This window comes from Sediminibacterium sp. (assembly GCF_019264485.1).
Lineage (GTDB): Bacteria > Bacteroidota > Bacteroidia > Chitinophagales > Chitinophagaceae > Sediminibacterium.
In genome coordinates, this window is record NZ_JAHVAA010000007.1 from 40367 (window position 1) to 64905 (window position 24539).

Genomic DNA, 24539 nt, shown 5'->3' on the forward strand with positions numbered 1-24539 from the left:
GCCATTCGTTTACCTTTGTTGTCTAATTCTAAACTCATGACCATTCATCGTGAAGGTTACCAGACGATTGGCATCAGTGCTTTGATTTTCGGGGTACTGAATGTGGCATCGTTTACCTTTTTTAGTGCATCACTTCCCTGGCTCGCCATCAGCATTTTTGTGGTTACGTTGGGACTTCTGTTGTTCCTGATCTCTTTTTTCCGCATACCAAATCGCGTTCACACTTTGGATGATAAAAAACTCATTTGCCCGGCAGATGGGAAAGTGGTAGTGATTGAAGAAATAGTAGATGAAGAATACTTTAAAGACAAAAGAATACAGGTAAGCATTTTTATGAGCCCCGCCAATGTACACGTCAACCGTAATCCAATGAGTGGTGAAGTAGTGTACAATCAATATCATAAAGGCAAATACCTCGTGGCATGGCATCCTAAATCTTCTACAGAAAATGAAAGATGGAGCGTTGCTGTGAAAAATAATTACGGAACCATTCTTTACAAACAAATTGCAGGAGCATTGGCCAAACGCATCTGTAATTATACCTCTGTTGGACAGCAGGTAAAACAATGTGATGAATATGGTTTTATCAAATTCGGTAGCCGCGTAGATATCTTATTGCCTGTTGGCACTAAAATAGATGTGAGTATGAACCAGGTGGTGAAGGGCGGCGTTACCGTATTGGCAAGCTGGCAATAAATTCTCCTCTAAACACCTCCTCTGCGAAAACTCAGTGCCCTCACGTTCTCTGCGGTGAACTTACTCGAATAGTCACCGCAGAGAACGAGAGAAGCAGAGGTTTCGCAGAGTAAAAATATCAAATGAAAACGATCGACATCAGTTCCTTACCTGTAATGGAAAAACAACAATGGTTGCAACATGCTATTGCACCACGCCCTGTATGTTTTGCCAGTACCATTGATAAAGCAGGTAATGTAAACCTGAGTCCGTTTAGCTTTTTTAACCTGTTTTCATCTAACCCTCCTATTGTTATTTTCTCGCCTGCCCGAAGGGGCCGCGACAATACCACAAAACATACGCTTGAAAATGTGCTGGAAGTACCTGAATGTGTGATCAATATTGTTGATTACGATATGGTACAGCAGGTAAGTTTATCGAGTTGCGAATTTCCTAAAGGAGTGAATGAATTTATTAAAGCGGGTTTTACCAGTGAACCAGCCACTAAAGTAAAACCTCCAATGGTAAAGGAAGCGAAGATTAAACTGGAATGCAAAGTAAATGAAGTAAAAAGCCTTGGAGAAAATGGTGGCGCAGGGCAACTGGTAATTGCTGAAGTGCTGTGTATGCATGTGGACGAAAGCATTTTGGGAGAAGATGGAAAAATTGATCAGCAAAAATTACAATTGGTTGCTAGACTGGGTGGTGATTGGTATTGTAAAGTGAGTCCGGATAATTTATTTAAAGTACCCAAGCCCAATACGCAGCTTGGCATTGGTGTAGACCAGTTACCAGATAGTATAAGAAACAGTACTACTCTAACAGGTAACCACCTGGGAATGCTTGCCAACGTTCATTCACTACCTGATATTGATGCTTCTTTTGCAGACGACCGCGTAAAAAATATTTTTCAGTATTATTCGGTAAGCCCATCAGAGATGGAAGTTGAACTGCATAAATATGCTGTAGAACTACTAAATGAAAACCAGGTAGATAAAGCCTGGCAGGTACTCCTCTGTTTATAAAGCATTCATTATAAACTCCTCTGCGAAACCTCTGTTTCCTCTCGTTCTCTGCGGTGAAATTACTCGAACAATCACCGGAGAGAACATGAGATAACGAAGTTTACGCAGAGTGGAGTTCTATTTTTGGTAGGAAAATATATCGGGGAAGAATTCCTGCTCAGGGTTTTTCTGGAAACTTCTTCCTGTTTCTATTGCTTTCTGAACAATATCGTATGTGCTATGTGAAAGTATTAATGGCTTTACGACACTGTTTTGTAACCAGCTTTCAACATGCAAGTAGAACTCATTAGTAATTTTATCTATTACGCTTACATTAAAATCTTTCAGCGCAGCCGCATTGCATAACTGTTCATACTGACCACGTATAGGCAGACAAAGCAATTGCTTGTTTAAGTACAAAGCTTCTGCCGGTGTTTCAAAACCAGCGCCGGTAATGATACCGTGGGCCTGTATCATGCTTTGTGTAAACCCTTCATTGCTGATGGGTATGAGTGTGACATTGCCTTTTCTTTCCTGCTGCTTTACCTTTTTTGAAAACACTTCAAAACGGATGCCCTGTATTTTATGTAAAGCCTGTACCACTACTTCATCGCTGTAATGAGAAAGATATACAGTGATATGACCATTATTTTTCGGGTCAGCTTTAAGGATATTTTCTTTGATAACAGGTGAATAAATAAAATCATCGTATTGCTGAAAGTGTAAACCTATATATGCAGATGCTCTTGCATATCGCTGTAATACAATTTCTCCCGCTATATCTTTTTTTAAACTTCTGGGTGTATGCTTGCTCTGGAAACTTGCCTGATGTCCAAAACCAACACTGGGTACTTTTTTCAAGGCACAGGCAATGGCAGTAATACTGTCGAAATCGTTCAGTACAATGTCATATTTTTCAACGGGTAGTGTTTTAGCTTCCTGCCAGATTCTTTTCAGACTCAATTCCTTCCACATACGCCAGTAATCGAGACCACCTGTATTGCCATAAAATAAACTCAAGCCATTACTTCTGTATTTAACAGGCAAATTGGGTTGCAGGTTACTGTTGCTTCCACTCAGAAATACATCTACTTCTCCGTATTGCTGGAGGTAGGGCATGAGTTCCATGGCCCGACTGATATGCCCGTTGCCTGTTGCCTGCACTGCGTATAGTATTTTCATGCTCATGGCTGTATGGCTAAAGAGTGAATGAATAAGGCTATCTCATCTGTTACTACATTTAGTTGTGGCAACTTTCTTTCCATGGTTACTACCGGTGCTGTATCAGTAGCAAATTGTTTTTCATCGTAGTGATAAATACTCCATTCATTGTTCTGGTATTCAAGCGAAGTAAGATTTTCTATCCAGTCGCCACTGTTGAGGTAGGTAACAGAACCGTCTTTGGTACTAATCGTTCTTTTTTGTGGCTGGTGAATATGCCCACAGATTACATAATCATATTTCTTTTCAATAGCCAGTTCTCCGGCTGTCTGTTCAAAATCTCCGATCCATGACACAGCTTTCTTCACACTGTTTTTTACCTTTTTACTGAAACTCATTTTCTCCCTGCCCATTAACTTGAGACAACGGTTAATCAGGCTGTTGATGAGTATGAGCAGGTCATAACCGTGTCCGCCCAGTTTCGCTAATAATTTTGCGCTGCCTTTGGTGGTGGCATCAAATACATCTCCATGAAAGATCCAGGTCATTTTTCCATTTATCTCCATCACTACTTTATCAGTTAACTGGAAATTACCCATATGCATATCGGAATAGCGGCGCAGTGCTTCATCGTGGTTGCCGGTTATATATATAACACGGGTGCCTTTGCTGAGCAGGTTCATGATCTCTTTGATCACCTGCATATGTGCAACCGGGAAATAACGTTTGTTGAATTGCCAGATATCGATGATATCACCATTCAGTACCAAAATCTGCGGCTGAATGCTTTTGAGGTAATTGACAATTTCTTTGGCATGACAACCATAAGTGCCCAAATGAAGATCGCTCATCACCACCACATCTAAAGTACGTCTGTCCATACACCGTGGAGTTTAGCAAAATTGCTACGGTAGTATGAAGGGAATGTTAGGACTAGGTGAAGGAATTGTTATTTACGTGAGGCGTGAGAGGTGAAATAAGGAATTCTCCTTTGGACATTCCTTATTTCTCTGTTCCTCTGTTTTACAAGTCTCCTAGCTGCGGCCGCATTATAATGTCTTCTGTTACTGCCATTGGAGAGAGCTGACTGGCAGCATATACCATTTTAGCCACATCATCGGCTTCCATGATCCTTTTCGGATCAATATCAAACCCATCCCAACTGGCGGTAAGAGCAGCCCCGGGATATACGGCAGTAACTTTTATACCATGTGGTTTCATTTCTTCACGCAGATTTTTGCTGAAACCAGCGAGAGCATATTTACTGATACTATAACTGCCTCCATTGGCATAAGCATGTAATGATGCAATAGAGCAGATATTAAAAATATGCCCCTGCTTGGCAGCCATCATGGAAGGCAGCAACTGGCGCGTAAGATGATAGGCACTGAATAAATTTGATTGCAACATTTCTTCCAAAGATCCTTCGGGTTCATTGTGTACACTGCCAGGAATAAAATGACCGGAATTATTGATGACGATATCGGGCGTTCCTTTTTGTAAACACCAGTCAGCAAATGCAGATACCTCATTTTTTACAGTCATATCCGTAGGTCGTCCCTTAATAAGGGCATCAGGAAAACGGGTTTGTAATTCATTGACAGTATCATACAGAGATTTTTCGCCACGACTGCATAAAAACAACTGATGACCGGCTGCTGCAAACTGACCTGCTATAGCTTTACCAATTCCCTTCGAAGCGCCTGTTACAATTACATTCATGATACGGGTAGATTTTTCTACTACGAAATAAAACATTTATTCTTAACCAGTCCCCATTATCTCAGCGAAATCTCTGCGTTCTCCTTTCTCTGCGGTGAATATTCGAGTAAGTTCACCGCAGAGAAAGGAGAACGCAGAGGTTACGCTGAGTTATTTGAAATTTTATACAGACTGATTAGTTCAGCTAAGTTGTTATTACATTTGAGGATGCGCTATAAACATATATTTTTTGATCTTGATCATACACTCTGGGATTTTGAAACCAATGCAAAAGCTACTTTACAGGACCTCTACCATCAATACGATTTAAAGAGCCGAGGCATAGATGACTTTGACGCTTTTTTCACCCGTTATAGTTTTCATAACGAAAGACTGTGGGACAGATATACCAAAGGGTTTATTAAACAGGATGAATTGCGTTGGAAAAGAATGTGGCTGGCTTTACTGGATTATAAACTGGCCGATGAACAATTGTCGCGAACAATGTCTGTTAGTTTTTTAGAGACACTCCCATCCAAAAAAGCCATCTTTCCATACACATTTGAGATACTGGAATACCTGAAAACAAAAGGGTATAACCTGCATCTTGTAACCAACGGGTTTGAAAAAGTTCAGCATAATAAACTGCAAAGCTCTGGTCTGCATGCTTACTTTGAAGCAGTGATTACTTCAGAGGCTAGTAACAGTCTCAAACCGCAAAAAGAAATTTTTGATTATGCTTTTCAACAGACAGGAGCCAATGAAAAAGAGAGTATTATGATTGGCGATAACCTGGATGCGGATATACAGGGTGGAATTAATGCCGGTATGGATACTGTTTTTGTGAATCACCTCCATATTGAGGCACATATACAACCCACTTACACCATTTATCACCTGAAAGAACTGGAAGATATACTTTAAACCCCTCTGCGTAAACTCCGTTTCCTCTTGTTCTCTGCGGTGAAATTACTCGAGTGTTCACCGCAGAGAAATGAGAACACGGAGAGTTTACGCAGAGGGGAAGCAAACAAAAAAGGATGCTTAACATAAGCATCCTTTTTATACAGAGTAAATTTGATTAGGCTTTAACGCTTTTTTTCGCTGTGGTTTTCTTTACTTCTTTCACTTCTTTGGTCTCTTTTTTAGCGTCTTTGCTGCAGCAGTCTTTCCCTTCTTTGCTGCATTCTTTTGCTTTGGCACATTTTTTACCATCATGTTTATGATCACCACCTGCAAATGCAATACCTGTAACCAGGAAAGCAGCCATAGCGAGTACAATTACCTTTTTCATATGACGTTGTTTTAAGTTTTTTTTGTGTACCAAATATAAGGAATTGGGGTTTAGTTTTTTGTTAAAAGAGGGGTGACGGAGTATATTCACCGCAGAGAAGGGAGAAAACGAGGTTTCGCAGGGTTAGAATTGATGCACTATGCGTTTGAAACCATCTTTTAGGAGAAGGGTATTGAAGTTGATGAGATAGCCCAGATTTTTTCCGGATATTTTTAAGTAGGTAATAAGCTGAGCTACAAAAATCGGGTTGATGCCATCAACTGATTTTACTTCTATAATGATTTCATTTTCAACCAATAAATCGATTACATATACTTTACCCAATTCAACCCCTTTGTAGGAAAGCTCAATAGGTACCTGTGTTCTGGTTTGTAAATTTTTTAGCGATAATTCTCTGGCTAGTGAAATAGTATATGCAGATTTCAGCAAGCCCGGCCCTAATTCTTTGTGTACAGTAATGGCGGCATTAAGTATCATACCACCAATCCTGTTTAGTTCGTGTCTATCCATATTCCCTGCGAAACCTCTGCTTACTCCTTTCTCTGCGGTGAAAAAAAGCACAGAAATTATCGCAGCTCAAAATATCAAAACAACCCAAAGAAAAATACCGTATAAATACCTGATTTTAGAGTTTCTTTTTCGCTAAAATGGAGAAATCGGTGTCTTCTTTTACAATTGTATTTTCCAGTACACCAATACCATCAATTTCCATTTTCACCACATCGCCCGGCTGTAACCATTGTTCCTCGTAATTGGGGTCATTGAGTTTACCTGTTCCATTGAGTTCAAGAAAACAACCAGTGCCTACTGTTCCGCTACCGATAACATCACCCGGTTGCAACTGCACTCCATAAGCACAACGTTCAATGATTTCAGCAAAGGTCCAGTCCATATCGCCTACATTTCCATCACTTACCTGTACGCCATTTACCCAGCACTTCATATCCAGGTTCCAGTTCTTGCCGGTATGGCCAGGTTTTGCGGGTATTTCAAATGCTTCCAGTTCATCGAGTGTAACAAGACATGGGCCTATTACGGTAGAAAAATCTTTTCCTTTAGCAGGTCCAAGGTTCAATAACATTTCTTCCATCTGTAACCTGCGTGCACTCATATCGTTCATGATCATGAGTCCTCCAATATATTGATCGGCTTCTTCTGCCGGAATATTTCTTCCGCTTTTACAGATAACAATAGCGGCTTCGAGTTCAAAGTCTAACTTTTCAAAATGATCAGGCATGCAATGAATATCGCCAGGACCCTGTATGCTATGATGATTAGTAAAATAAAAGATAGGGTACTGATCAAATTCAGCAATCATATCAACCTTACGGTTTCTGCGTGCAGCAGCTACGTGCTGGCGAAAGGCATAACCGTCTCTGCAGGAAGTAGGGAAAGGAACGGGTGCGAGTAAATGCTGCCCTTCAATAGCAATACCTTTTTCTTTACTGATTCTTCCGTCTTTAATGGCTGCATTAACCTGTTGTGCAACAGGAAACATATCATCCCAATAATGTAAAAACATATTCATGCTATTGGGTAATTCGGGATGTACCATATCGCAATCATATAAATAACCATCCACAAAAAATGCCAGTTGATCGCGGCCATCAGACAAATAAGAAACCAGTTTCATAGTTCAATCGTTTGAGGAGCGAAAATAGCTTAAAAACTCTCTGCGAAACTCTTTTTCTCCTTTCTCTGCGGTGAACAGTTGGATAAATTCACCGCAGAGAAAGGAGCGCGCTGTGGTTTCGCAGAGAATAGCTAAACTGGTATCTTTAAGCACCCAAAACAACCATATGAAAAGGATATTCTTGCTGGCAGGAATTGTATTGATCATTGTATGCCTTGCATTCAAAAAAACAGAACAGGAACAAAACTGGATTCGTATTAACCAGCTTGGTTATACTCCTGGTGGTATTAAAGTAGCAGTTTGGTGCAGCAAGGAAAATAAATTGCCCGCTTCAGTTGAGCTGGTAGATGAGGCCACACAGAAAACAGTGTACACCATTAATGGTTTACAGGCTTTTGGTACTTATGGTCCTTTTAACCAGACTTCACGTATTCGTTTTACAGCGTATAGTAAACCCGGACGTTATTTTTTAAAATCCGGCGATACAAAATCTCCCGTATTTGCTATTAATGATGATGTATATAAAGGCGCTGCCGATTTCTGTTTACGGTATATGCGTCAGCAGAGAACCTTGTTTAATCCTTATTTAAAAGACAGTTGTCATACCCGCGATGGTTACACATTGTATGGTCCTATGCCCGACAGTTCTTATGCAGATGTTGGTGGCGGATGGCACGATGCTAGTGATTATCTCCAATACAGTACCACATCGGCCAATGCCACCTGGCATCTATTAGCGGCATATCAACAGTTTGGTCATGTGTTTACTGATACTAAAAAAGCAAATGGACTTGATGGGAAAAATAATATACCAGACATTTTGGATGAAGCCAAATGGGGAATCGACTGGCTCATGAAGATGAACCCTTCAGATAATATCATGTTTAACCAGATTGGTGACGACAGGGATCATATGAAAATGCGGATACCAAAAGAAGATACCAACTATTATGGCAGGGGTATTGAAAGACCTGTATATTTTGTTTCTGGTAAACCACAGGTGAGGGGGAAGTTTATGAATGCTACTACAGGTGGAGCTTCAACGGCTGGTAAATTTGCGAGTGCATTTGCGTTGGCTTCAAAACTGTATGAGAAAAAGGATGCGAAACTGTCAAAACAGTTGTATCAAAAATCGCTGGCTGCATATGCATATGGCAAGAAAATGCCGGGAGTGGCACAAACAGCATCGGTAAAATCGCCTTATATCTATGCAGAAGGTAATTGGGTAGATGATATGGAACTGGCTGCGGCGAGTATATATTATAGCAACCCGGTTAAAAATAAGTCACTGCTAAACGATGCATTTAATTATGCTAAACAGGAACCGGTGACGCCCTGGTTGGGAAAAGATACGGCTCATCATTATGAGTGGTATCCTTTTATTAACCTGGGTCATGCAGTGTTGGCATCATCTTTACCCAAACAACAAAGAGATACCATACATGATTATTATGAAACAGGAATAAAGGGTGTATGGAACAAGGCAAAACAAAATGCTTTTTATCGGGGTGTGCCGTTTATCTGGTGCAGTAATAATTTAACCACTTCTTTTGCCATTCAGTGTTTTGCCTATCGTAAAATGACAGGTGATAACAACTATTCAGAACTGGAACAGGCCAATATCGACTGGTTATTTGGCTGTAATCCATGGGGTACGAATATGGTGTATGGGTTGCCATCATGGGGCGATACACCCGTTGATCCGCATTCTGCATTTACACATTTAAAGCAATACCCGATTGATGGCGGATTGGTAGATGGTCCTGTTTACACGGCTATTTATAAAAACCTGATTGGTATAAAATTGAATGATCCCGATGAGTATGCGGCTTTTCAAAGTAATCTGGCTGTGTACCATGATGATTATGGCGATTACAGTACCAATGAACCTACTATGGATGGAACGGCTTCGCTGATTTATTTACTGGCTGCTAAAGAAGATGAAGCCAATCCAATTCCGGGATGGCACACAGGTGGTTTTTTAAATCAGGAGCCGCATACAACTGTAGAAGCAAGGGCATTGGTGCGTGGCGACTCAACAAAAAAGAATATTGCACTGGTATTTACGGCAGATGAATATGCAGAAGGCTTACCTGTTATTCAAAAAACGTTACAGGAAGAAAATATAAAAGCGTCTTTCTTTTTTACAGGAAGATTGTATCGCAATAAACAATACCAGTCATTGATCAAACAATTATTTCAGCAGAAACATTATCTGGGGGCACACTCAGATCAGCACATATTGTACAACGACTGGAAGAACAGAGACAGTATGCTGGTAACAAGAGATTCTTTGGAAAGAGATTATGAGTATAATATAAACGCAATGAAACAATTGGGGGTAATTAGTCCTAATCGTATACCTTATTTTATACCGCCCTATGAATGGTGGAACAAACGTATTGGTAAATGGTTTGCAGAAATGGGTGTTAAGTTATTCAGTTTTACACCCGGTACAAGAACCAATGCAGATTATACCTGGCCCGAAATGGGTACTTCTTATAAATCGAGTGAAGAACTTATGCAATTACTTCGTGCTTTTGAAGTAAAGCATACTTTAAATGGCGCTATCCTTTTAATTCATGCCGGAACAGATCCGAGGCGAAAAGATAAATTTTATAGTTACCTACCAACTATTATCAGAGAGCTGAAAGCAAAAGGATACAATTTCAGCAAGATCGATAACCTGTAAAAACACCTCCGTGTAACTCCGTGCTTTACTCCGTGTCTTCTATGGTTTTTCACCACCGAGTTACACAGAGTAAGGCACGGAGTTACGCGGAGGTTTCGTTATGCTTTCTGACGTTTCATCTTTTTGTGATGTGTAAGAAAAGCCAATGATCCGATGATTGGTATAAAGAGTACGGCAATTAAGAAAGCAATCTTGTGGCTATACTTTATGGAACTATCATTGGCAAGTTTTACAATGGCAACAATGCACAGAATAAGATGAATGATTGATAACAGGTTCCAGATAATCAAGCTATAGTCAGGTATAAAAAGATCCATGGTAGTAAATATTTATAAAATTCAATACGATAATGATCCTAAGAATGGATAAATATAATTAATTCCCTACCATCTCTCCTCCTCCGACCCACCCCAATCCTTCCCATCAAACTCCTCCCTTGCTTTCTTTTTCTGCTCCAGTCTGTCGATAATCATTTCTGCAATCAGCAAACCGGCATCCTGATCGGCATGAGATGCCAATGTTTGTTTGAGTTTGGCTTCACTGATATCAAGCCGATATAATAACTGTACCAGACCGGCAAAATCTTTACTGATCAGCGCTTGTAAATAAGCCACTAATTGCTCTTTCGTAAAAGATTCGATACGTATCAGTTCATTTTCTTTAACCATACTTAAAGATAAAACCTCTGCGTAAACTTGGCGTTCCCTCGTTCTCTGCGGTGAATATTTGCGTACACTTACCGCAGAGAACGAGGGAACACGGAGGTTTCGCAGAGAAAATGTTAAATATTTAATACAAAATGTAAAATAAACTTGACAAAATGAAAACAATGCTTTACGTTTGTGTTGTCAAAACAAATTAACCATGAAACAGATCAAATTATTCCCGCATAGTTTTCAGCGTATAGGCTGGATACTATTAGCTCCCTTTTTAGCCCTCGGTATTGCCAATATGTTTTTTGAATACAATGCCTCCTGGCTCCAGTTTAAATTGGTAAAGAGCAACGGCCTTGAGTTTTTCTCCAGTCACAATTTTACCGACGAACTGGCAGCAGTAGGTCTTATCATCAGCCTTATTTTTATTGCCTTTTCCAAAGAAAAAATAGAAGACGAAGCCATCCAGTTTTTTCGTCTCGAAGCCTTGCAATGGGCGGTGTATGCCAATTATTTAGTATTGATTATCAGTATTCTAGTAGTATACGGCAGCACTTTTTTTCAGGTGATGACCTATAATATGTTTACGGTACTCATCATATTTATCCTACGATTCAGGTATATATTGTTTCAGTATAATAAAGCCGGTATATGAAATGAGCTATGAAATAACTGATGTAAACTGAAATATTTATTGGCGAATTCCATGTGGCCAAAATCAATAAAAATTAACACATGAAAAATAAGATCAAAGTGCAGCGGGCCATTCATAACCTGACCCAGGACGACCTGGCCAAGAAAATAGCCGTGAGCAGGCAAACCATCAATACCATGGAATCGGGTAAATATGTACCATCAACCGCGCTGGCGCTTAAAATGGCCCGGCTCTTCGGCGTACCCGTAGAGGAACTTTTTGAACTGGAAGAAGGAGATTAATTTTTTTTACGCCTTTTCCAACCTTTTCCTGTAACAGAACTCTTTAAATGGAGTTTAGTAAATAACCCCCTTTTCCCTGCCTCCTCCTTGCCCCGGATTTAAATCCGGGGCAAGGAGGAGGCAGGGAAAAGGGAAATAGAAATCATATGCTTAACATCAGAAAATTGGTACCACTGCTATTGCTGCTGTTTACAGCCGCTGCGCTGGCGGGTGTCATTAGCTTATGTAAGCAGCCTTCCTGCACCGGAAAAAATACAAATCCGGAAACATCAACTTTTGAATGGATTGGATTGCCCAACGGCTCTTACCTCTGCATTTAAAAACATGTTTTCCAATTATTAATTGTTTAAGAGAAATGCATCATCATGCGTAACAGGATTTTCATGCTCATACTGAGCTTGTTTTTTATGGGTATGCTCCATGCCCAAAACAATTCTACAGGTACCATTACAGGTAAACTTATTGACTCCGCTTCCAAACAACCCATGAACCTCGCTACTGTTTCGGTGTTCAAAGCAGCCGATACAGTTTTGGTGACATACAGACTCAGTACGGAAGCAGGTGAATTTAAAGTAAGTGGTTTACCGGTTGATATAGACCTGCGAATGATTATTTCTTATTCAGGTTATGCTGTAACCCGGAAAGAATTTAAGCTTACTAAAGACATAATAGCATTCGATGCAGGCACTATTGTAATGACACCTAACAATGCCAATACACTGGATGAGGTTTTGGTGTATGCAGAAAGACCTCCTGTAGTTGTAAAAAAAGATACGATTGAATTTAATGCCAACTCTTTTAAAACTTTACCTTCTGCTCTGGTCGAAGACCTGCTGAAAAAATTACCAGGTGTTCAGTTAGATGCGGAGGGAAATATAACCGTGAATGGTAAAAAAGTAAACCGTATCATGGTAGATGGTAAAGATTTTTTTGGTGGTGATCCTAAAATGGCCACACGCAACCTGCCTGCCAACCTTATTGATAAAGTGCAGGTATCCGATGATAAGGATGAACTCGATCTTAACCCCGATAAAGCAAAAGCAGATGTTGGACAAGTCATCAACCTCAAACTCAAAAAAGCCATCAAGCAAGGATTATTTGGTAAAGCTTATGCAGGAAAAGCAGACGGTAACCGTTATGAAGCAGGTGGTATTGTAAATATGTTCCGCGACACTTTACAGGTGAGTGTCTTGGGCTTTAGCAATAACCTCAATAAAGCCGGATTTGGTTTTAATGATATCCGTTCACTGGGTGGATTCGACAGGAGTGGTATCAATTCCATCTCCATAAACAGTAATGGAGGTTTAAATGTGAATGGTATATCTTTTGGTGGAATGGGACAAGGTATTCAACAATCGGGTGGTATTGGATTTAACCTGAATAATGAATTTAAAAAAGGGCTTACACTCAATACGCAATATTTCTATGGCAGATCGCGTAACGATATTGCTGAACTGGAAAACCGTCAACAGTTTCTGGGAGATACTATTTTAACCAGCCGCTCCAACAGATCGGAAGTAATTAATTCAAAAAGTCATCGTCTTGGGTTTGGTCTGCGCTGGAAAATTGATACTACTTCAAGAATGGAATTCAGACCTACTTTAACAGTAGCAAACAATAACAGTAATCGTCTTACCAATATTACCACCAATAGCAGTGAAGATGGGCCACTAAATGCCAGTAATAACCTGCAGTCTGTAAAAGGCAGAGATATTGGTTATAGTCATTCATTGAGCTATTTTAAAAATTTCAGAAAAAAGGGAAGGACTTTTAATATGTTCAATAATATTAACCTGAACACCACCAATACCGATCAGTTTAATAATGTGCTCAATACTTTCTTCCCAACGGGAAGTAGTAATATTGATCAGTTGCGAGATCAGGAAAGAGCCAACTTTTCTACCAGCACCAATATGAATTTTGCAGAACCCCTCACAAAAGATCTTACACTTCGTTTGGGTTATGCCATGACTTTCTTTGAAAATAAAGATGCACTGGCTACTTATAATAAAAATGCCGGGAGTGGAAAATATGATCAGATCAATACATTGCTGACTAACCACCTGGAAAGAACAAGCTGGAGAAACAATTTATCAAGTGGCTTGAATTTCCGGTATAAAAAATTAAGTATTACTACCACTGTTAACTTCTTATGGCTTGATTTGAATAACCGTTATGTATCTATTGGTCAGAAACTCGATCAGCATTTTAATTATATCATTCCAAGCGCCAATATCAGTTGGAGAGAATTTAACCTGAGTTATAATGCCAATGTGAATCCGCCGGGTATTGGCGACATACAGCCGGTAGCGGATAATACAAACCCATTGTATATTAACAAAGGAAATCCCAACCTGAAACCAGCAAAATCTCATGGGTTTAACCTGAATTTCTTTAAGAATGTTACGCAGAAACAAATGTTTATCAGTGCGTATCTGGGTGGAAGTATCAGCAATAATGGTGTGGTAAGGAGCCGTGATATTGCAGCCAATGGTGTACAAACCACGATGCCGGTGAATGCAGATGGTATTCATAATTTTTATACCAACTTTTATTTCAATAAACAACACAAGCTGAATAAAACTTTTTCGGTGAACTATGGTGCCGGCTATAACTTAAATTATACCAGAAACTTCCTGATCATTAACTCGAAAAAGAGCTATGTAAAGAATATAGATTTCAACCCCTACATACGTACCGGTATTAACTGGAACGATAAGATTGAATGGAACATTACTTACAACAGAGGCGTAAATAATGCTTACTATGAAAGTAATGAATTTCGTGACCTGAAAGTAGAAAGACAAAGTGTTAATACAGACCTTGTAGTTCGTTTGCCAAAGAAATTTGTATGGGAAATGACATTGGACCATCGTTATAATTCACAGACTGCACCGGGTGTTCAAAAAACAGTGTCATTACTCAATGCCGGACTTACTTATCTGTTCATGAAAGACGATAAAGGCCAATTAAAATTCTCTGTATCAGATTTACTGAACCAGAACAGATCGGTGTTTCGTTTTTCTGCTGAAAACTATATTACAGACAGACAAACCAATATTCTGCAACGTTATTTTATGCTAACGTTTACCTATAATATCAGAAGCTTTGGTGCGGCCGGTAAAGGAGCCGGTGGTAAAGTGGGAGGAAGGCAGAGTTTGTTCTTCTTCTAAGTATATTATATATTAGTAGCCATATGAATTTTGTTATTAGAATTTCTTATGCACTTTTAGCGGTATTTATTTTAATAACTACCATAACTGGACAATCAGCAAAAGTTACAAAACTCAGCAGGCAGCCGTATTATAGATTCGCACTGAAATCGACTTCTTCAGACAGTCTAATTTTCTATTTATCAGAAGAAGTAAATGGTAACAACCTTCCATTACTTGTTTATATTCAGGGATCTGGTAATGAATCACTGTTTATAAAGGAAGGAGATGGGAAAATAATTCCCAGATCGGGTCATATTAGTTTCGCAGAACAAGCGAAGGGCAGATGCAGATTATTAATAATTGAAAAGCCTGGTGTTACCACTTTTCAAAAATCAGGTGATAATAAAACGTTTGATGAATTTTTTTCTTTGCAAAACTGGCAGGAAAGAATAAAAAATGCTATTTATTATACTATACGCAATAAAGAGGCAGATTCATCAAGAATTATGATTGCCGGACATTCGGAGGGTGGTGTAGTGGCTGCATCGCTTGCCAGATTGATGCCTAATCTGATAACCCATATCACAATACTAGCTGGAGAAGGATTAACACAGTTGTTTAGTCTTTACCAATTAGCAGAGCAAGGATCATTTTTTGAAGCACCAGGAAAAAAAGCAAATGAGCGAATAGATTCATTGCTTGCCCAATGGAGAAGTATCTTGAAAGATACTATGAGTACTTCAAAGAAATTTTGGGGATTTACTTATTTAAGGTGGAGTACTTTTTTAAAGACCTCTGTATACGATGAGTTGTCTGGATGGAATGGCAAAGTATTAATTTTGCAAGGCGATAGAGATGTCCATGTAGCACCGGTAAATTCTAAGGCTTTGTTTACGGGTTTATTGTCAAAAGGGAAAGATGTAAACTTAGAAATAGTTGAAGGAGCTGACCATTCTTTTAATATAGCAAATTCGCCTTTAAACGGATGGGTCATTGCTATCAAAAAAAGTATTCAATGGTTTCTTTCTTCTTAGTTTACGGTTTAATCAATTAATATTTTTCAATAACACCCAAACCAAATAAGGCAAAGTCGTATTTTACCGGATCTTTTGGATCAAGTTCACATAAATAGTTGGTTAGTTCAATAGCTGCCTGCCAATCCATCTGATTACGATCTAGGAGTTGAAAACGTTTAGCCACCCTGGCCACATGTAAATCAATCGGACAGATAAGTTCCGATGGTTTGATCTTTTTCCAGATACCAAAGTCAACGCCGCATTTATCCTTTCTTACCATCCATCTTAAAAACATATTTAGTCTTTTACAAGATGAGCCTTTGAATGGTGTGGCAATATGCTTCTTTGTTCGCGGTGGTGCATCAGGTAATGAGAAAAAATAATTATGGAAATGAGTCAGTCTCATTTCCATATCATCTGTTGCTGAACGCATAAAAGCCAGCTCTAAAGAATCATGCTCACTAAAATGAAATTTCAGAAATGCAATAAAGTATAAAAGATCTGTTGTGTTGAATGTTCTGTGTTTGAAATGCAGTAATAGTTTCAGGTCTTTGTCGGAATGATGTAAACAGAATTGATGGGGCTCGTTGTCCATCAATTGCATTAGCTCAAATGATTTCTGAATGATGGTGGTGCGGTTGCCCCATGCAAAGATGGAGGCAAAGAAGCCGGCAATTTCAATATCCTGTTTTTTTGAGAAGTGATGTGGTACGCAGATCGGATCATCCTTTATAAAGGAGGGCTGGTTGTATTGCTCTACCTTTCGGTCGAAAAAATCCTTTAACGAATCAGCACTCTTAATCTTCATATTCCACTAAGATATATTTACTAAACGACTCTGCGTAAACGCTGTTAACTTTCGATCTCTGCGGTGGGGTTCCTGTCAGCCTGACGAAGGAAGGGCACCGCAGAGAAATGAGAAAGCAGCGTTTTCGCAGAGTCATTTAGTATAGTATATGACCTTGCTCCGGATTTCAATCCGGGGCAAAAAAATTATCTCCAGCCATCACCATCCAATATATTACCAATACCTCCCAAAATACTTCCTTCTTCTTTCCTGCTATAAGTACCATAAGCAAGGATACGCCCGGCCAGACGGCTGATGGGTAAGGTTTGAATCCATACAATGCCAGGGCCTCTTAATGTGGCAAAGAATAAACCCTCACCACCGAAAATGGTATTCTTAATACCACCTACAAACTGAATATCATAATCGATGCCAGAAGTGAAACCCACAATACAACCGGTATCTACTTTCAGCATTTCACCTGGCTGTAATTGTTTCTGTATCACATGTCCGCAGGCATGGAGAAAACACATGCCATCACCTTCCAGTTTTTCCATGATAAAACCTTCACCACCAAATAACCCAGTGCCTAGTTTACGCTGGAACTCCAGTCCAACACTTACGCCTTTGGCTGCGCAGAGAAATGCATCTTTCTGGCAGATCACTTTATTTTGGAAACGGGAAAGATCGATGGGAATGATTTTGCCCGGGTAAGGAGAGGCGAAGCTTACGGTTTTAATACCACCTGTAACATTGGTAAAAGCGGTCATGAATAAGTTTTCACCTACGAGTACACGCTTACCTGCATTGAGGAGTTTTCCTAATAGTCCACCTTGTTGTTTGCTACCATCACCAAACAGGGTTTCCATCTGTATGCCGTCTTCCATCATCATAAAAGCACCCGGCTCGGCAATAGCCGTTTCATTGGGGTCAAGTTCCACCTCCACATACTGCATCTCTTCCCCATAAATTTTATAATCTATTTCATGGTTTTGTTTCATTGAGAATAATTTTAAAAATTAGTAGTTTATTTCACCCTAATATTACATTCATTCTGTGTATTTCTGTGCCTTCAGTGGCAATTCATTCTTATAAAACCACTCTCTTAATCCCCAATCTATCTTCCCCAAAATTAACAATCAACCCAACCTTACATCCCGAAACCCTCAAATAATTAATTATCTGTTTGTATTGTTCCTCTGCAATCCCATTTTGGGCTTTCACTTCTAATATAATCTGATCGAAAACAACAAAATCTGCAAAATACTTATGTGGGAGAATAACTTTTTTATATTCTACCGCATATTGCTTTTCTCGTGAATATGGGATGTTTCTATTTCTGAGTTCGTACTCAATAGCATCTTTGTAGACGATTTCAAGAAACCCTTTACCAAGAATTCGATGAACTTCTATGCATATAGATAGAATTTTACTGGTCTCTTGTTGGAGAGGGTAATTGTTGGAGTTGTATTGGTTCATATTGATTGCCACTGAAGGCACAGAGATACACAGAAAAGAGAACGTATTTCCCGCAAAAAAAGAGCCGCCCCTGGGAACAGGGGCGGCGTTGTGGATTATTACCAAAAACCAACTGTAAACTATGTTTCTAGAACCAGCTTCCTGTAAAAGCCTGGTTCACGGTTGCTACATTTTTCAAACGTTTTTCACGTTTCTTTCTTGCAATCCTGTTTTTAATGAGTGCCACCACCATCAGTAATAAGAATATTATGGTAAGAGGAGGAATACCCATAAAACTTATCCATTTGCCTCCAAACATTCTACGCATAGGTCTGCGTAAACGTTCAGAGATCAGGTACATGGCCGGTACAATAATCAGTGTCATAAAGAAAGCAAAGGCAAGACCAAAAATGATGGTCCAGCTCAATGGCTTCCAGAATACCACATTATCACCACCAAAAAATATCTTTGGATTCAGCTCTGAAAACAGGGTAATAAAGTTGATATTGAAACCAACCGCAATCGGTATGAATGCAAGGATGGCTGCCAGTGCTGTTAACAATACCGGGATGATACGTGTTTTACCCGCTTCTATCACCGCTTCTTTTGTCTTCATGCCTCTTGACCTTAACTCATCTGCGAATTCAATTACCAGGATACCATTTTTTACAACGATACCGGCCAGACCCACAATGCCCAATCCTGTCATCAGTACCGAAACTTCCATACCTGTAATGCTGAATCCTAAGAATACACCGATTACACTGAATATAATTTCAGTTAAGATGATGACCGGCTTGCTTACACTGTTAAACTGTAATACAAGGATCAACAATATCAAACCTAATGCAATCAAGAGGGCCTGGAAAAGGAATGCTCCTGTTTCTGCCTGTTGCTCACCTTCACCGGTTTGTTTAATGGTGGCACCATCTGGTAAACCTTTGAAGTCTGCAATATGTTTGGCTAACACCTGGTTTACGGCCGTTGCATTATAACCTTCTGTGGTTAATACATTGGAGCGCAGTGTAATCAGTCGCTTCTGGTTCTTTCTCTTCACACTACCCAGTGTGCTGGTAGGTTCAACTTTTACCAATGCACTGATGGGAATATTTTTCACTGCTCCACCAGCTGCCATATCGCGGAACGAAATACGCATGTTTAACAGATCGGTTAAACTTTTACGCTGCATTTCATTGTTGCGCAACTGAATTTTATATTCTTCTTTTCCTTCTTTTACTTTCGATACTTCTCTTCCGAATAAGGCTGTACGGATTTCCATACCAATCTGGGCAGTAGATACACCTTCAATCAGTGCACGCTGTCTGTCAACCACCAGTGTGATTTCCGGATTTTTCAGGTCAATATCCATCTTCAGTTCTTCCACACCCGGAACCTGAATGGAGTCGAGATAATTTTTGAGTGCAGAAGCACCTTTTATCATCGCATCAAAATCTTCACTGGCAATTTCAATATTGATGGGAGGATCTGTGGGTGGCCCGCCGCTTTCCTGGTCAACACTAATCTCTGCACCCGGAATACCTTTCATCGCAGCACGAATCTGATCAAGGAAAGGTCGGGTAGAAACACCATGTCTTTTTTCAAATTCCACAAACGATACCTGTATTCTTCCCAATTCACTTCTCGTACTTCTGTCGCCCGCTGTAGGATCACCGGCACCAACGGCTACGTTACTGATGATACTTTCAACAATCGGGTTTTGTTTACCATTCTCTGTATCCAGAATTTTGTTTACACGTCCTTCCAATACTTTCGTTACAGAATCGGTAAACTCTACATTGGTACCAACAGGTAATTTGAGGTAAACGAATATCTGGTTAGGATCACCCTTAGGAAAGAATGTAACCGGAATACGTCCACTTCCTACAGACCCCACAAATATGAAGAGTGAAATAAAGAATAATGCAATTGTACCTAATAATAAATGTACGGGCCTCCAGCCATTCAGCGCCCAGCGTAAGAGGCTTTCATAATGACTCATGATCCATGGTAATGCCTTGTTCTGGAAATTATGAATGGCATCGTCGAGTACATAACGATTAAAGACTACCAGTATCATAAAGAACAACAATAAGTTGCCCCAGAAAGTAGCGCCCATAATATCGAGTAGGATGCCGAGTACTATGGCGATCCAGAAACCTTTCTTTTTAAAGATGCTACTCTTCGCTTCCTTCTCTTCACCTTCCGGATGGTTCATAAAGTCAACCGCAAAAATGGGGTTCATGATAAATGCTACCACCAGCGATGCTGCTAATGTAAAGATGAGCATGGTAGGCAGGTACACCATGAATTTACCGATGATACCCGGCCAGAATAAAAGTGGGAAGAAGGGTGCCAGCGTGGTGAGCGTACCTGCCAATACAGGAATAAATACTTCACCGGCAGCAACTCTGGCAGAGAAGGCAGTACTCAGTTTACCTTTTCCTTCAACAAATATCCTGTGTGTATTTTCAATTACCACAATCGCATCATCCACAATAATACCCAGGCCGAATAAAAGTGCAAACAGTACAATGAAGTTCAGTGTAACATGTGTTCCAACAATCAGATCGGCCCCCGGTAAGAATACAAATGCTACAAACATACTGAGTGGAACAGATAGTGCCACGAAGAAGGCATTCACCACACCCATAAAGAACATCAGTACAATCAATACCAATACGAAACCAATAACGATTGAGTTAACCAGTTCATTAAAAGAAGTTCTGGTTTGTATGCTCTGATCGCCGGTGATTACCGCTTTCATATCGGTAGGGTAAATCACACTTTTTCCCTCTTCCACAATTTTCTTTACACCATCACTTGTTTCAATCAGGTTCTCCCCACTTCTCTTGATGATATTCAGGGTTACTACATTTTTACCATCTAAACGCGCATAACTTTCTTTCTCTTTAATGGTATCAATAATATGGGCGATATCTTTCAGATAGATTGGTGCACCATTTGTATTTCTCACAATAATCTGCTGAATGTCGAAAGCAGTTTTCAACTGACCCTTCAACTGCAGGTTACGTTTCATATTGCCTACTTCGAGCAAACCCCCGGAAATATCTATGTTCTCACGCTGAACAGCAGCAGTAATATCATCAAACGTTACACCAGCACTTTGCATGCGGTAATTATCGACATTGATCTGAAATTCTCTTTCAGGGGCACCTACGAGGTCAACACGGTTGATCTGTGGAAGGTCTTCCAGTTTATCTTTCAGGTCATCTGCATATTTTTTCAGCCTGGGCAAGTCATAATCACCACTCAGGTTTACATACATGATGGGCTGTTCACTGAAACTTACTTCCAGAACTGTTGGTTCCTGGGTAAGGTCTGTGGGCAGGTCCTGCTTGGCTTTATCAACCGCATCTTTCACTTTCTGTAGTGCGATATCGGTTTTTACATCCGTATCAAACTCAACCATGATGGCGGAGAAATCCTGCTGAGAGGTGCTCGTAAATTTTTTGATCTTGGCACCTGTAATGCCCTTGATCTGTTTTTCGATCGGTCGGGTTACGAGGTTTTCAATATCCTTCGGAGAGTTACCTACGTGTACGGTTTGTACATAAATGGTAGGGATAACAATATCCGGAAACTGTTCTTTTGGTAAAGTAACGAACTGGAATATACCTGCGAGACTCACAAACAACATCATCAGGTAGATAGATGTTTTGTTTTTGATACTCCAGGTAGTAGGGCCAAATTCCTTGAACTTCCCTTTTATATTTTCTAAAGCACTCATACAATTAGTTTAAATGATCTTGAATCTTGCATTTTGTTTCTTGTACTCTGCAGATTCTTGCTATTATTTACTGCTGGTAGTAATTACCTGTCCATCGTATAAACTCTGGTAACCTTCCGTGATAATAAGGTCGCCAGACTGTAAACCAGATTTGATTTCCAGTTTATCGCCATAAAATTCACCGGCAATCACCACTTTCTTTCTGGCAACTGTTTTGCCATTTTCCTTGGAAGCAACCATTACATATTTACCTTTCTCATCATTCTGTAAAGTATTCACCGGTACAACAATGGCATTACTCAGGGTATAATCCTGAATTTGAACCATTGCAATCTGGTTGGGTCTGAAATCTTTATCGTTCGGTAATTTGGCTTCAATAAAGAAACTGCGGCTGATTGGGTTAATGATTTTGCCCGATACTGATACTACACAGTCAACTGCTTTTTTAATATCAGGTAAAACAATCTTCAACTTGGAACCTTTACCAACCCTGTCGAGATAATTCTCTGGTACTTCAGCGGTTACTTTCAGGTTATTGGTATTTACAATCTTAACCTGACCTGCGCCTGCAAACAGTTCACCCACACGAATATTCACATCTTCTGCCACTCCATCTACATCGCTGTATACTGAAGAAAACTGTAATTGTTCCCTTGAAATTTTTACCTGCTCTTCAGCACCTTTTAACTGACTTTCCAGTGTTTCTACATTATTCTTGGCAGTAATGAGTTGCACTTCGGTACCAATATTCTGGTCCCATAGATTTTTCTGTTTTTGATACAGTGTTTTGGCAAATGATAGCTGCGTTTTTAAAGTCTCTAAACCTTTTTCAGCAGCAATCAGACTCTGACGCTGAATGGCATCGTCTAATTTTAATACCAGTTGTCCTTTCTTCACTACATCGCCGCGTTTAATATAAACAGCTTTAACCTGACCACCACCTCCGCGCGGGGTAACATAGGAAATGTTTTCTGATTCAATCTTACCCTGCAAATCAATGTAATGGGTAAATGTTTCAGGAGTAATGGCAGTAAAAGCTACCAGCTTGGCATTTTCAGGTTTGGCCGAAGCTGGATCGAGTTTAGCAATAGTTGCTTCCAGTTTGCTGATCTCAGCTTCAATACCTTCTTTTTGTTTTTTTAATTCAGCCAGTTTGGCTTTTTCAGCAGTTGCCCCTGTTCCTTCAGAAGAACTTGCACCACAAGCGGCAAGAAAAACTGCAGAAGCCAGTACTACGATTGAGAATATCTTTTGCATATACTTAGGTTTATTGGTATTATAATTTTCCGATTGCTTTTAAATAATCCACCCTGGCAATAATGGCACTATACAGGGCGCTGATATAATTGGTTTGTGCAGTTACCAGGTCTGTTTGTGCAGCCGTGATTTCTGTGTTAGAACCTGTACCTACTTCATATTTCTTTTTGGTCTGGTTGTATACATTTTCTGCCAGTTGCATATTTTTCTTCTGGAAATTCATGGTGGCAATGGCTGTTCTGAAATTTACCCTCGACTGCGCTACTTCATTATCAATATTCAGTTTGAGGTCATCGATCTGGTTTTCTGTTTGTTTTAATTCGAAACGTGCTTTTTTAATGCGGGCATCTTTTCCAAATCCATCAAAAATGGGAACAGCAACATTCAACCCCACGAACGAAGTGGTGAACCAGTCGCCTTTACCAAAGAAATCAAACTGGTTACGCTGCGCATTTTTGGTATAGGAACCCGATAATGAAACAGTAGGTAAATAACTTAACTGATAACGTTTGATGTTAAACTCATTCAGTTTTTTACCAAGCGACAGGTATTGGAAATCTTTTCTGTCTGTATAGTTGTAAGCCGTATCAAGCGTAAAGTCTTTACTGATCTGCTCCTCACCCAGTTTATCTAATAATATCAGCGAGTCGGTAACAGGCATACCCAGTAAGGTTTTCAATCCCATATAACCCAGGTCGATGCTGTTTAGTGCTTTCAGTTTTTCTGTCTGTAAATTGGCTACCTGAACTGCAATCTTGTCGAGATCAAGTTTCTCTGCAAAACCGTTTTTATACAGCTCTTTGGTATCATGTTCCAGCTTGGCTAATCGACTGATATTCGCGTCGAGGAGGTCAATCTGTGTTTTACTTACCACGAGCTGATAATAAATCTTGTGGATATTGGTCTTGATCATTTCTTCGGTCACTTCCTTGTTCTTGGTTTGGAATTCAATAGAAGTTCTTCTGGCTTGCAAACCAATAAATACCTGACCATCGAATAATAATTGCTGTAACTGCAAAGTGGCAGAGGCATTGTACTTAACACCAAAACGTACAGGGATAAAAGTACCTGCTGCACCTCCAAAAAATTCACCGGGTAATAATGATACCGGGAGTTGTAAATAATTGTTACCCGATAAAGTACCCGTAACGCTTGGTAAAGCCGCCGATGTAATGTCGCGGTTGGTTTGCTGTTGTACCTGTATATTCAACAATGCGTTTTTAACCTGTACATTGTTTTTATAGGCATACTCCACAGCTTGCTGAATGGTAAATTCATGCCTTGCGGAATTCTGAGCATAGGTAATTGTACTAATTGCCAGCCCCAACAGTAAAACCATGCTTTGAATCTGTCTTCTTTTACTCATAGT

Annotated in this window: 22 protein-coding genes; 8 read left to right on the plus strand and 14 right to left on the minus strand. The window is 39.8% G+C overall.

Features of this window, described 5'->3' with window-relative positions:
- Positions 1-36: 36 nt before the first annotated feature.
- Positions 37-696 (plus strand): phosphatidylserine decarboxylase family protein, encoded by a 660-nt coding sequence (locus KXJ59_RS04635; RefSeq protein WP_295201659.1) that lies wholly within the window; start codon positions 37-39, stop codon positions 694-696.
- 122 nt (positions 697-818) lie between these two features.
- A complete protein-coding gene (locus tag KXJ59_RS04640; protein WP_295201662.1) occupies positions 819-1700 on the plus strand; it encodes a flavin reductase family protein in 882 nt (293 codons plus the stop codon).
- A gap of 117 nt (positions 1701-1817) precedes the next feature.
- Here the strand turns inward: KXJ59_RS04640 and KXJ59_RS04645 are convergent, their stop codons facing one another.
- The 3 genes from KXJ59_RS04645 to KXJ59_RS04655 form a co-directional block, all read right to left on the minus strand.
- Positions 1818-2861: a glycosyltransferase family protein gene (locus KXJ59_RS04645; RefSeq protein WP_295201664.1), complete on the minus strand. Its 1044-nt coding sequence runs from the start codon at positions 2859-2861 to the stop codon at positions 1818-1820.
- Between the two features lie 2 nt (positions 2862-2863).
- On the minus strand, positions 2864-3721 hold the full coding sequence (locus KXJ59_RS04650; protein ID WP_295201666.1) for a UDP-2,3-diacylglucosamine diphosphatase: 858 nt from the start codon (positions 3719-3721) through the stop codon (positions 2864-2866).
- Between the two features lie 142 nt (positions 3722-3863).
- Positions 3864-4562 carry an SDR family oxidoreductase gene (locus tag KXJ59_RS04655; RefSeq protein ID WP_295201668.1) on the minus strand — a complete coding sequence of 233 codons (699 nt, stop codon included), beginning with the start codon at positions 4560-4562 and terminating at the stop codon, positions 3864-3866.
- 207 nt (positions 4563-4769) lie between these two features.
- Between KXJ59_RS04655 and KXJ59_RS04660 the strand changes: the two genes are divergently transcribed.
- Entirely contained in the window at positions 4770-5465 is a 696-nt protein-coding gene (locus KXJ59_RS04660; RefSeq protein ID WP_295201671.1) for a YjjG family noncanonical pyrimidine nucleotidase, read from the plus strand.
- Positions 5466-5622: 157 nt separating this feature from the next.
- Here KXJ59_RS04660 and KXJ59_RS04665 read toward each other — a convergent pair whose 3' ends face one another.
- The 3 genes from KXJ59_RS04665 to KXJ59_RS04675 all read right to left on the minus strand — a co-directional run bounded on the left by KXJ59_RS04665 (position 5623) and on the right by KXJ59_RS04675 (position 7468).
- Positions 5623-5835 carry a hypothetical protein gene (locus tag KXJ59_RS04665; RefSeq protein ID WP_295201675.1) on the minus strand — a complete coding sequence of 71 codons (213 nt, stop codon included), beginning with the start codon at positions 5833-5835 and terminating at the stop codon, positions 5623-5625.
- Between the two features lie 123 nt (positions 5836-5958).
- Positions 5959-6345 (minus strand): GxxExxY protein, encoded by a 387-nt coding sequence (locus KXJ59_RS04670; RefSeq protein WP_295201677.1) that lies wholly within the window; start codon positions 6343-6345, stop codon positions 5959-5961.
- A gap of 115 nt (positions 6346-6460) precedes the next feature.
- Positions 6461-7468: a fumarylacetoacetate hydrolase family protein gene (locus KXJ59_RS04675; protein ID WP_295201679.1), complete on the minus strand. Its 1008-nt coding sequence runs from the start codon at positions 7466-7468 to the stop codon at positions 6461-6463.
- Between the two features lie 166 nt (positions 7469-7634).
- Here KXJ59_RS04675 and KXJ59_RS04680 point away from each other — a divergent pair, with 166 nt between their 5' ends.
- Positions 7635-10160 (plus strand): glycoside hydrolase family 9 protein, encoded by a 2526-nt coding sequence (locus KXJ59_RS04680; protein ID WP_295201680.1) that lies wholly within the window; start codon positions 7635-7637, stop codon positions 10158-10160.
- Between the two features lie 98 nt (positions 10161-10258).
- Here the strand turns inward: KXJ59_RS04680 and KXJ59_RS04685 are convergent, their stop codons facing one another.
- Both KXJ59_RS04685 and KXJ59_RS04690 read right to left on the minus strand, forming a co-directional pair.
- Positions 10259-10477 (minus strand): PLDc N-terminal domain-containing protein, encoded by a 219-nt coding sequence (locus KXJ59_RS04685; RefSeq protein ID WP_295201684.1) that lies wholly within the window; start codon positions 10475-10477, stop codon positions 10259-10261.
- Positions 10478-10543: 66 nt separating this feature from the next.
- On the minus strand, positions 10544-10828 hold the full coding sequence (locus KXJ59_RS04690) for a hypothetical protein (protein WP_295201687.1): 285 nt from the start codon (positions 10826-10828) through the stop codon (positions 10544-10546).
- 196 nt (positions 10829-11024) lie between these two features.
- Here KXJ59_RS04690 and KXJ59_RS04695 point away from each other — a divergent pair, with 196 nt between their 5' ends.
- The 4 genes from KXJ59_RS04695 (at position 11025) to KXJ59_RS04710 (ending at position 15938) form a co-directional block, all read left to right on the plus strand.
- A complete protein-coding gene (locus KXJ59_RS04695; RefSeq protein ID WP_295201688.1) occupies positions 11025-11468 on the plus strand; it encodes a hypothetical protein in 444 nt (147 codons plus the stop codon).
- A gap of 80 nt (positions 11469-11548) precedes the next feature.
- Positions 11549-11749: a helix-turn-helix transcriptional regulator gene (locus tag KXJ59_RS04700; RefSeq protein ID WP_295201691.1), complete on the plus strand. Its 201-nt coding sequence runs from the start codon at positions 11549-11551 to the stop codon at positions 11747-11749.
- Positions 11750-12114: 365 nt separating this feature from the next.
- Positions 12115-14922, plus strand: a complete 2808-nt coding sequence (locus KXJ59_RS04705; protein WP_295201693.1) for an outer membrane beta-barrel protein — start codon at positions 12115-12117, stop codon at positions 14920-14922.
- A 23-nt stretch (positions 14923-14945) separates the two neighbouring features.
- Entirely contained in the window at positions 14946-15938 is a 993-nt protein-coding gene (locus KXJ59_RS04710) for an alpha/beta hydrolase (RefSeq protein WP_295201695.1), read from the plus strand.
- A gap of 16 nt (positions 15939-15954) precedes the next feature.
- On the opposite strand, the gene KXJ59_RS04715 is transcribed toward KXJ59_RS04710, so the two are convergent.
- The 6 genes from KXJ59_RS04715 to KXJ59_RS04740 all read right to left on the minus strand — a co-directional run bounded on the left by KXJ59_RS04715 (position 15955) and on the right by KXJ59_RS04740 (position 24536).
- Complete coding sequence (locus tag KXJ59_RS04715) at positions 15955-16728, minus strand: TIGR02757 family protein (protein WP_295201698.1); 774 nt, start codon at positions 16726-16728, stop codon at positions 15955-15957.
- A 185-nt stretch (positions 16729-16913) separates the two neighbouring features.
- A complete protein-coding gene (locus KXJ59_RS04720) occupies positions 16914-17708 on the minus strand; it encodes a TIGR00266 family protein (protein ID WP_295201700.1) in 795 nt (264 codons plus the stop codon).
- Between the two features lie 88 nt (positions 17709-17796).
- The gene (locus tag KXJ59_RS04725) at positions 17797-18186 is read right to left on the minus strand and encodes a GxxExxY protein (protein ID WP_295201702.1); all 390 of its coding nucleotides are present in this window, start codon (positions 18184-18186) and stop codon (positions 17797-17799) included.
- A 127-nt stretch (positions 18187-18313) separates the two neighbouring features.
- Complete coding sequence (locus tag KXJ59_RS04730) at positions 18314-21913, minus strand: efflux RND transporter permease subunit (RefSeq protein ID WP_295201704.1); 3600 nt, start codon at positions 21911-21913, stop codon at positions 18314-18316.
- 63 nt (positions 21914-21976) lie between these two features.
- On the minus strand, positions 21977-23170 hold the full coding sequence (locus KXJ59_RS04735; RefSeq protein ID WP_295201705.1) for an efflux RND transporter periplasmic adaptor subunit: 1194 nt from the start codon (positions 23168-23170) through the stop codon (positions 21977-21979).
- A 19-nt stretch (positions 23171-23189) separates the two neighbouring features.
- Positions 23190-24536 (minus strand): TolC family protein, encoded by a 1347-nt coding sequence (locus KXJ59_RS04740; RefSeq protein ID WP_295201707.1) that lies wholly within the window; start codon positions 24534-24536, stop codon positions 23190-23192.
- Between the last annotated feature and the right edge of the window lie 3 nt (positions 24537-24539).

Bases quoted from the DNA above. Each gene is read 5' to 3' on its own strand.
- KXJ59_RS04685 (WP_295201684.1), bottom strand. From the start codon at position 10,477: ATGGATCTTTTTATACCTGACTATAGCTTGATTATCTGGAACCTGTTA.
- KXJ59_RS04720 (WP_295201700.1), bottom strand. From the start codon at position 17,708: ATGAAACAAAACCATGAAATAGATTATAAAATTTATGGGGAAGAGATG.
- KXJ59_RS04695 (WP_295201688.1), top strand. From the start codon at position 11,025: ATGAAACAGATCAAATTATTCCCGCATAGTTTTCAGCGTATAGGCTGG.
- KXJ59_RS04635 (WP_295201659.1), top strand. From the start codon at position 37: ATGACCATTCATCGTGAAGGTTACCAGACGATTGGCATCAGTGCTTTG.
- KXJ59_RS04700 (WP_295201691.1), top strand. From the start codon at position 11,549: ATGAAAAATAAGATCAAAGTGCAGCGGGCCATTCATAACCTGACCCAG.
- KXJ59_RS04735 (WP_295201705.1), bottom strand. From the start codon at position 23,170: ATGCAAAAGATATTCTCAATCGTAGTACTGGCTTCTGCAGTTTTTCTT.
- KXJ59_RS04680 (WP_295201680.1), top strand. From the start codon at position 7,635: ATGAAAAGGATATTCTTGCTGGCAGGAATTGTATTGATCATTGTATGC.
- KXJ59_RS04710 (WP_295201695.1), top strand. From the start codon at position 14,946: ATGAATTTTGTTATTAGAATTTCTTATGCACTTTTAGCGGTATTTATT.
- KXJ59_RS04705 (WP_295201693.1), top strand. From the start codon at position 12,115: ATGCGTAACAGGATTTTCATGCTCATACTGAGCTTGTTTTTTATGGGT.
- KXJ59_RS04645 (WP_295201664.1), bottom strand. From the start codon at position 2,861: ATGAAAATACTATACGCAGTGCAGGCAACAGGCAACGGGCATATCAGT.
- KXJ59_RS04740 (WP_295201707.1), bottom strand. From the start codon at position 24,536: ATGAGTAAAAGAAGACAGATTCAAAGCATGGTTTTACTGTTGGGGCTG.
- KXJ59_RS04690 (WP_295201687.1), bottom strand. From the start codon at position 10,828: ATGGTTAAAGAAAATGAACTGATACGTATCGAATCTTTTACGAAAGAG.
- KXJ59_RS04725 (WP_295201702.1), bottom strand. From the start codon at position 18,186: ATGAACCAATACAACTCCAACAATTACCCTCTCCAACAAGAGACCAGT.
- KXJ59_RS04730 (WP_295201704.1), bottom strand. From the start codon at position 21,913: ATGAGTGCTTTAGAAAATATAAAAGGGAAGTTCAAGGAATTTGGCCCT.
- KXJ59_RS04650 (WP_295201666.1), bottom strand. From the start codon at position 3,721: ATGGACAGACGTACTTTAGATGTGGTGGTGATGAGCGATCTTCATTTG.
- KXJ59_RS04675 (WP_295201679.1), bottom strand. From the start codon at position 7,468: ATGAAACTGGTTTCTTATTTGTCTGATGGCCGCGATCAACTGGCATTT.
- KXJ59_RS04665 (WP_295201675.1), bottom strand. From the start codon at position 5,835: ATGAAAAAGGTAATTGTACTCGCTATGGCTGCTTTCCTGGTTACAGGT.
- KXJ59_RS04660 (WP_295201671.1), top strand. From the start codon at position 4,770: ATGCGCTATAAACATATATTTTTTGATCTTGATCATACACTCTGGGAT.
- KXJ59_RS04715 (WP_295201698.1), bottom strand. From the start codon at position 16,728: ATGAAGATTAAGAGTGCTGATTCGTTAAAGGATTTTTTCGACCGAAAG.
- KXJ59_RS04640 (WP_295201662.1), top strand. From the start codon at position 819: ATGAAAACGATCGACATCAGTTCCTTACCTGTAATGGAAAAACAACAA.
- KXJ59_RS04655 (WP_295201668.1), bottom strand. From the start codon at position 4,562: ATGAATGTAATTGTAACAGGCGCTTCGAAGGGAATTGGTAAAGCTATA.
- KXJ59_RS04670 (WP_295201677.1), bottom strand. From the start codon at position 6,345: ATGGATAGACACGAACTAAACAGGATTGGTGGTATGATACTTAATGCC.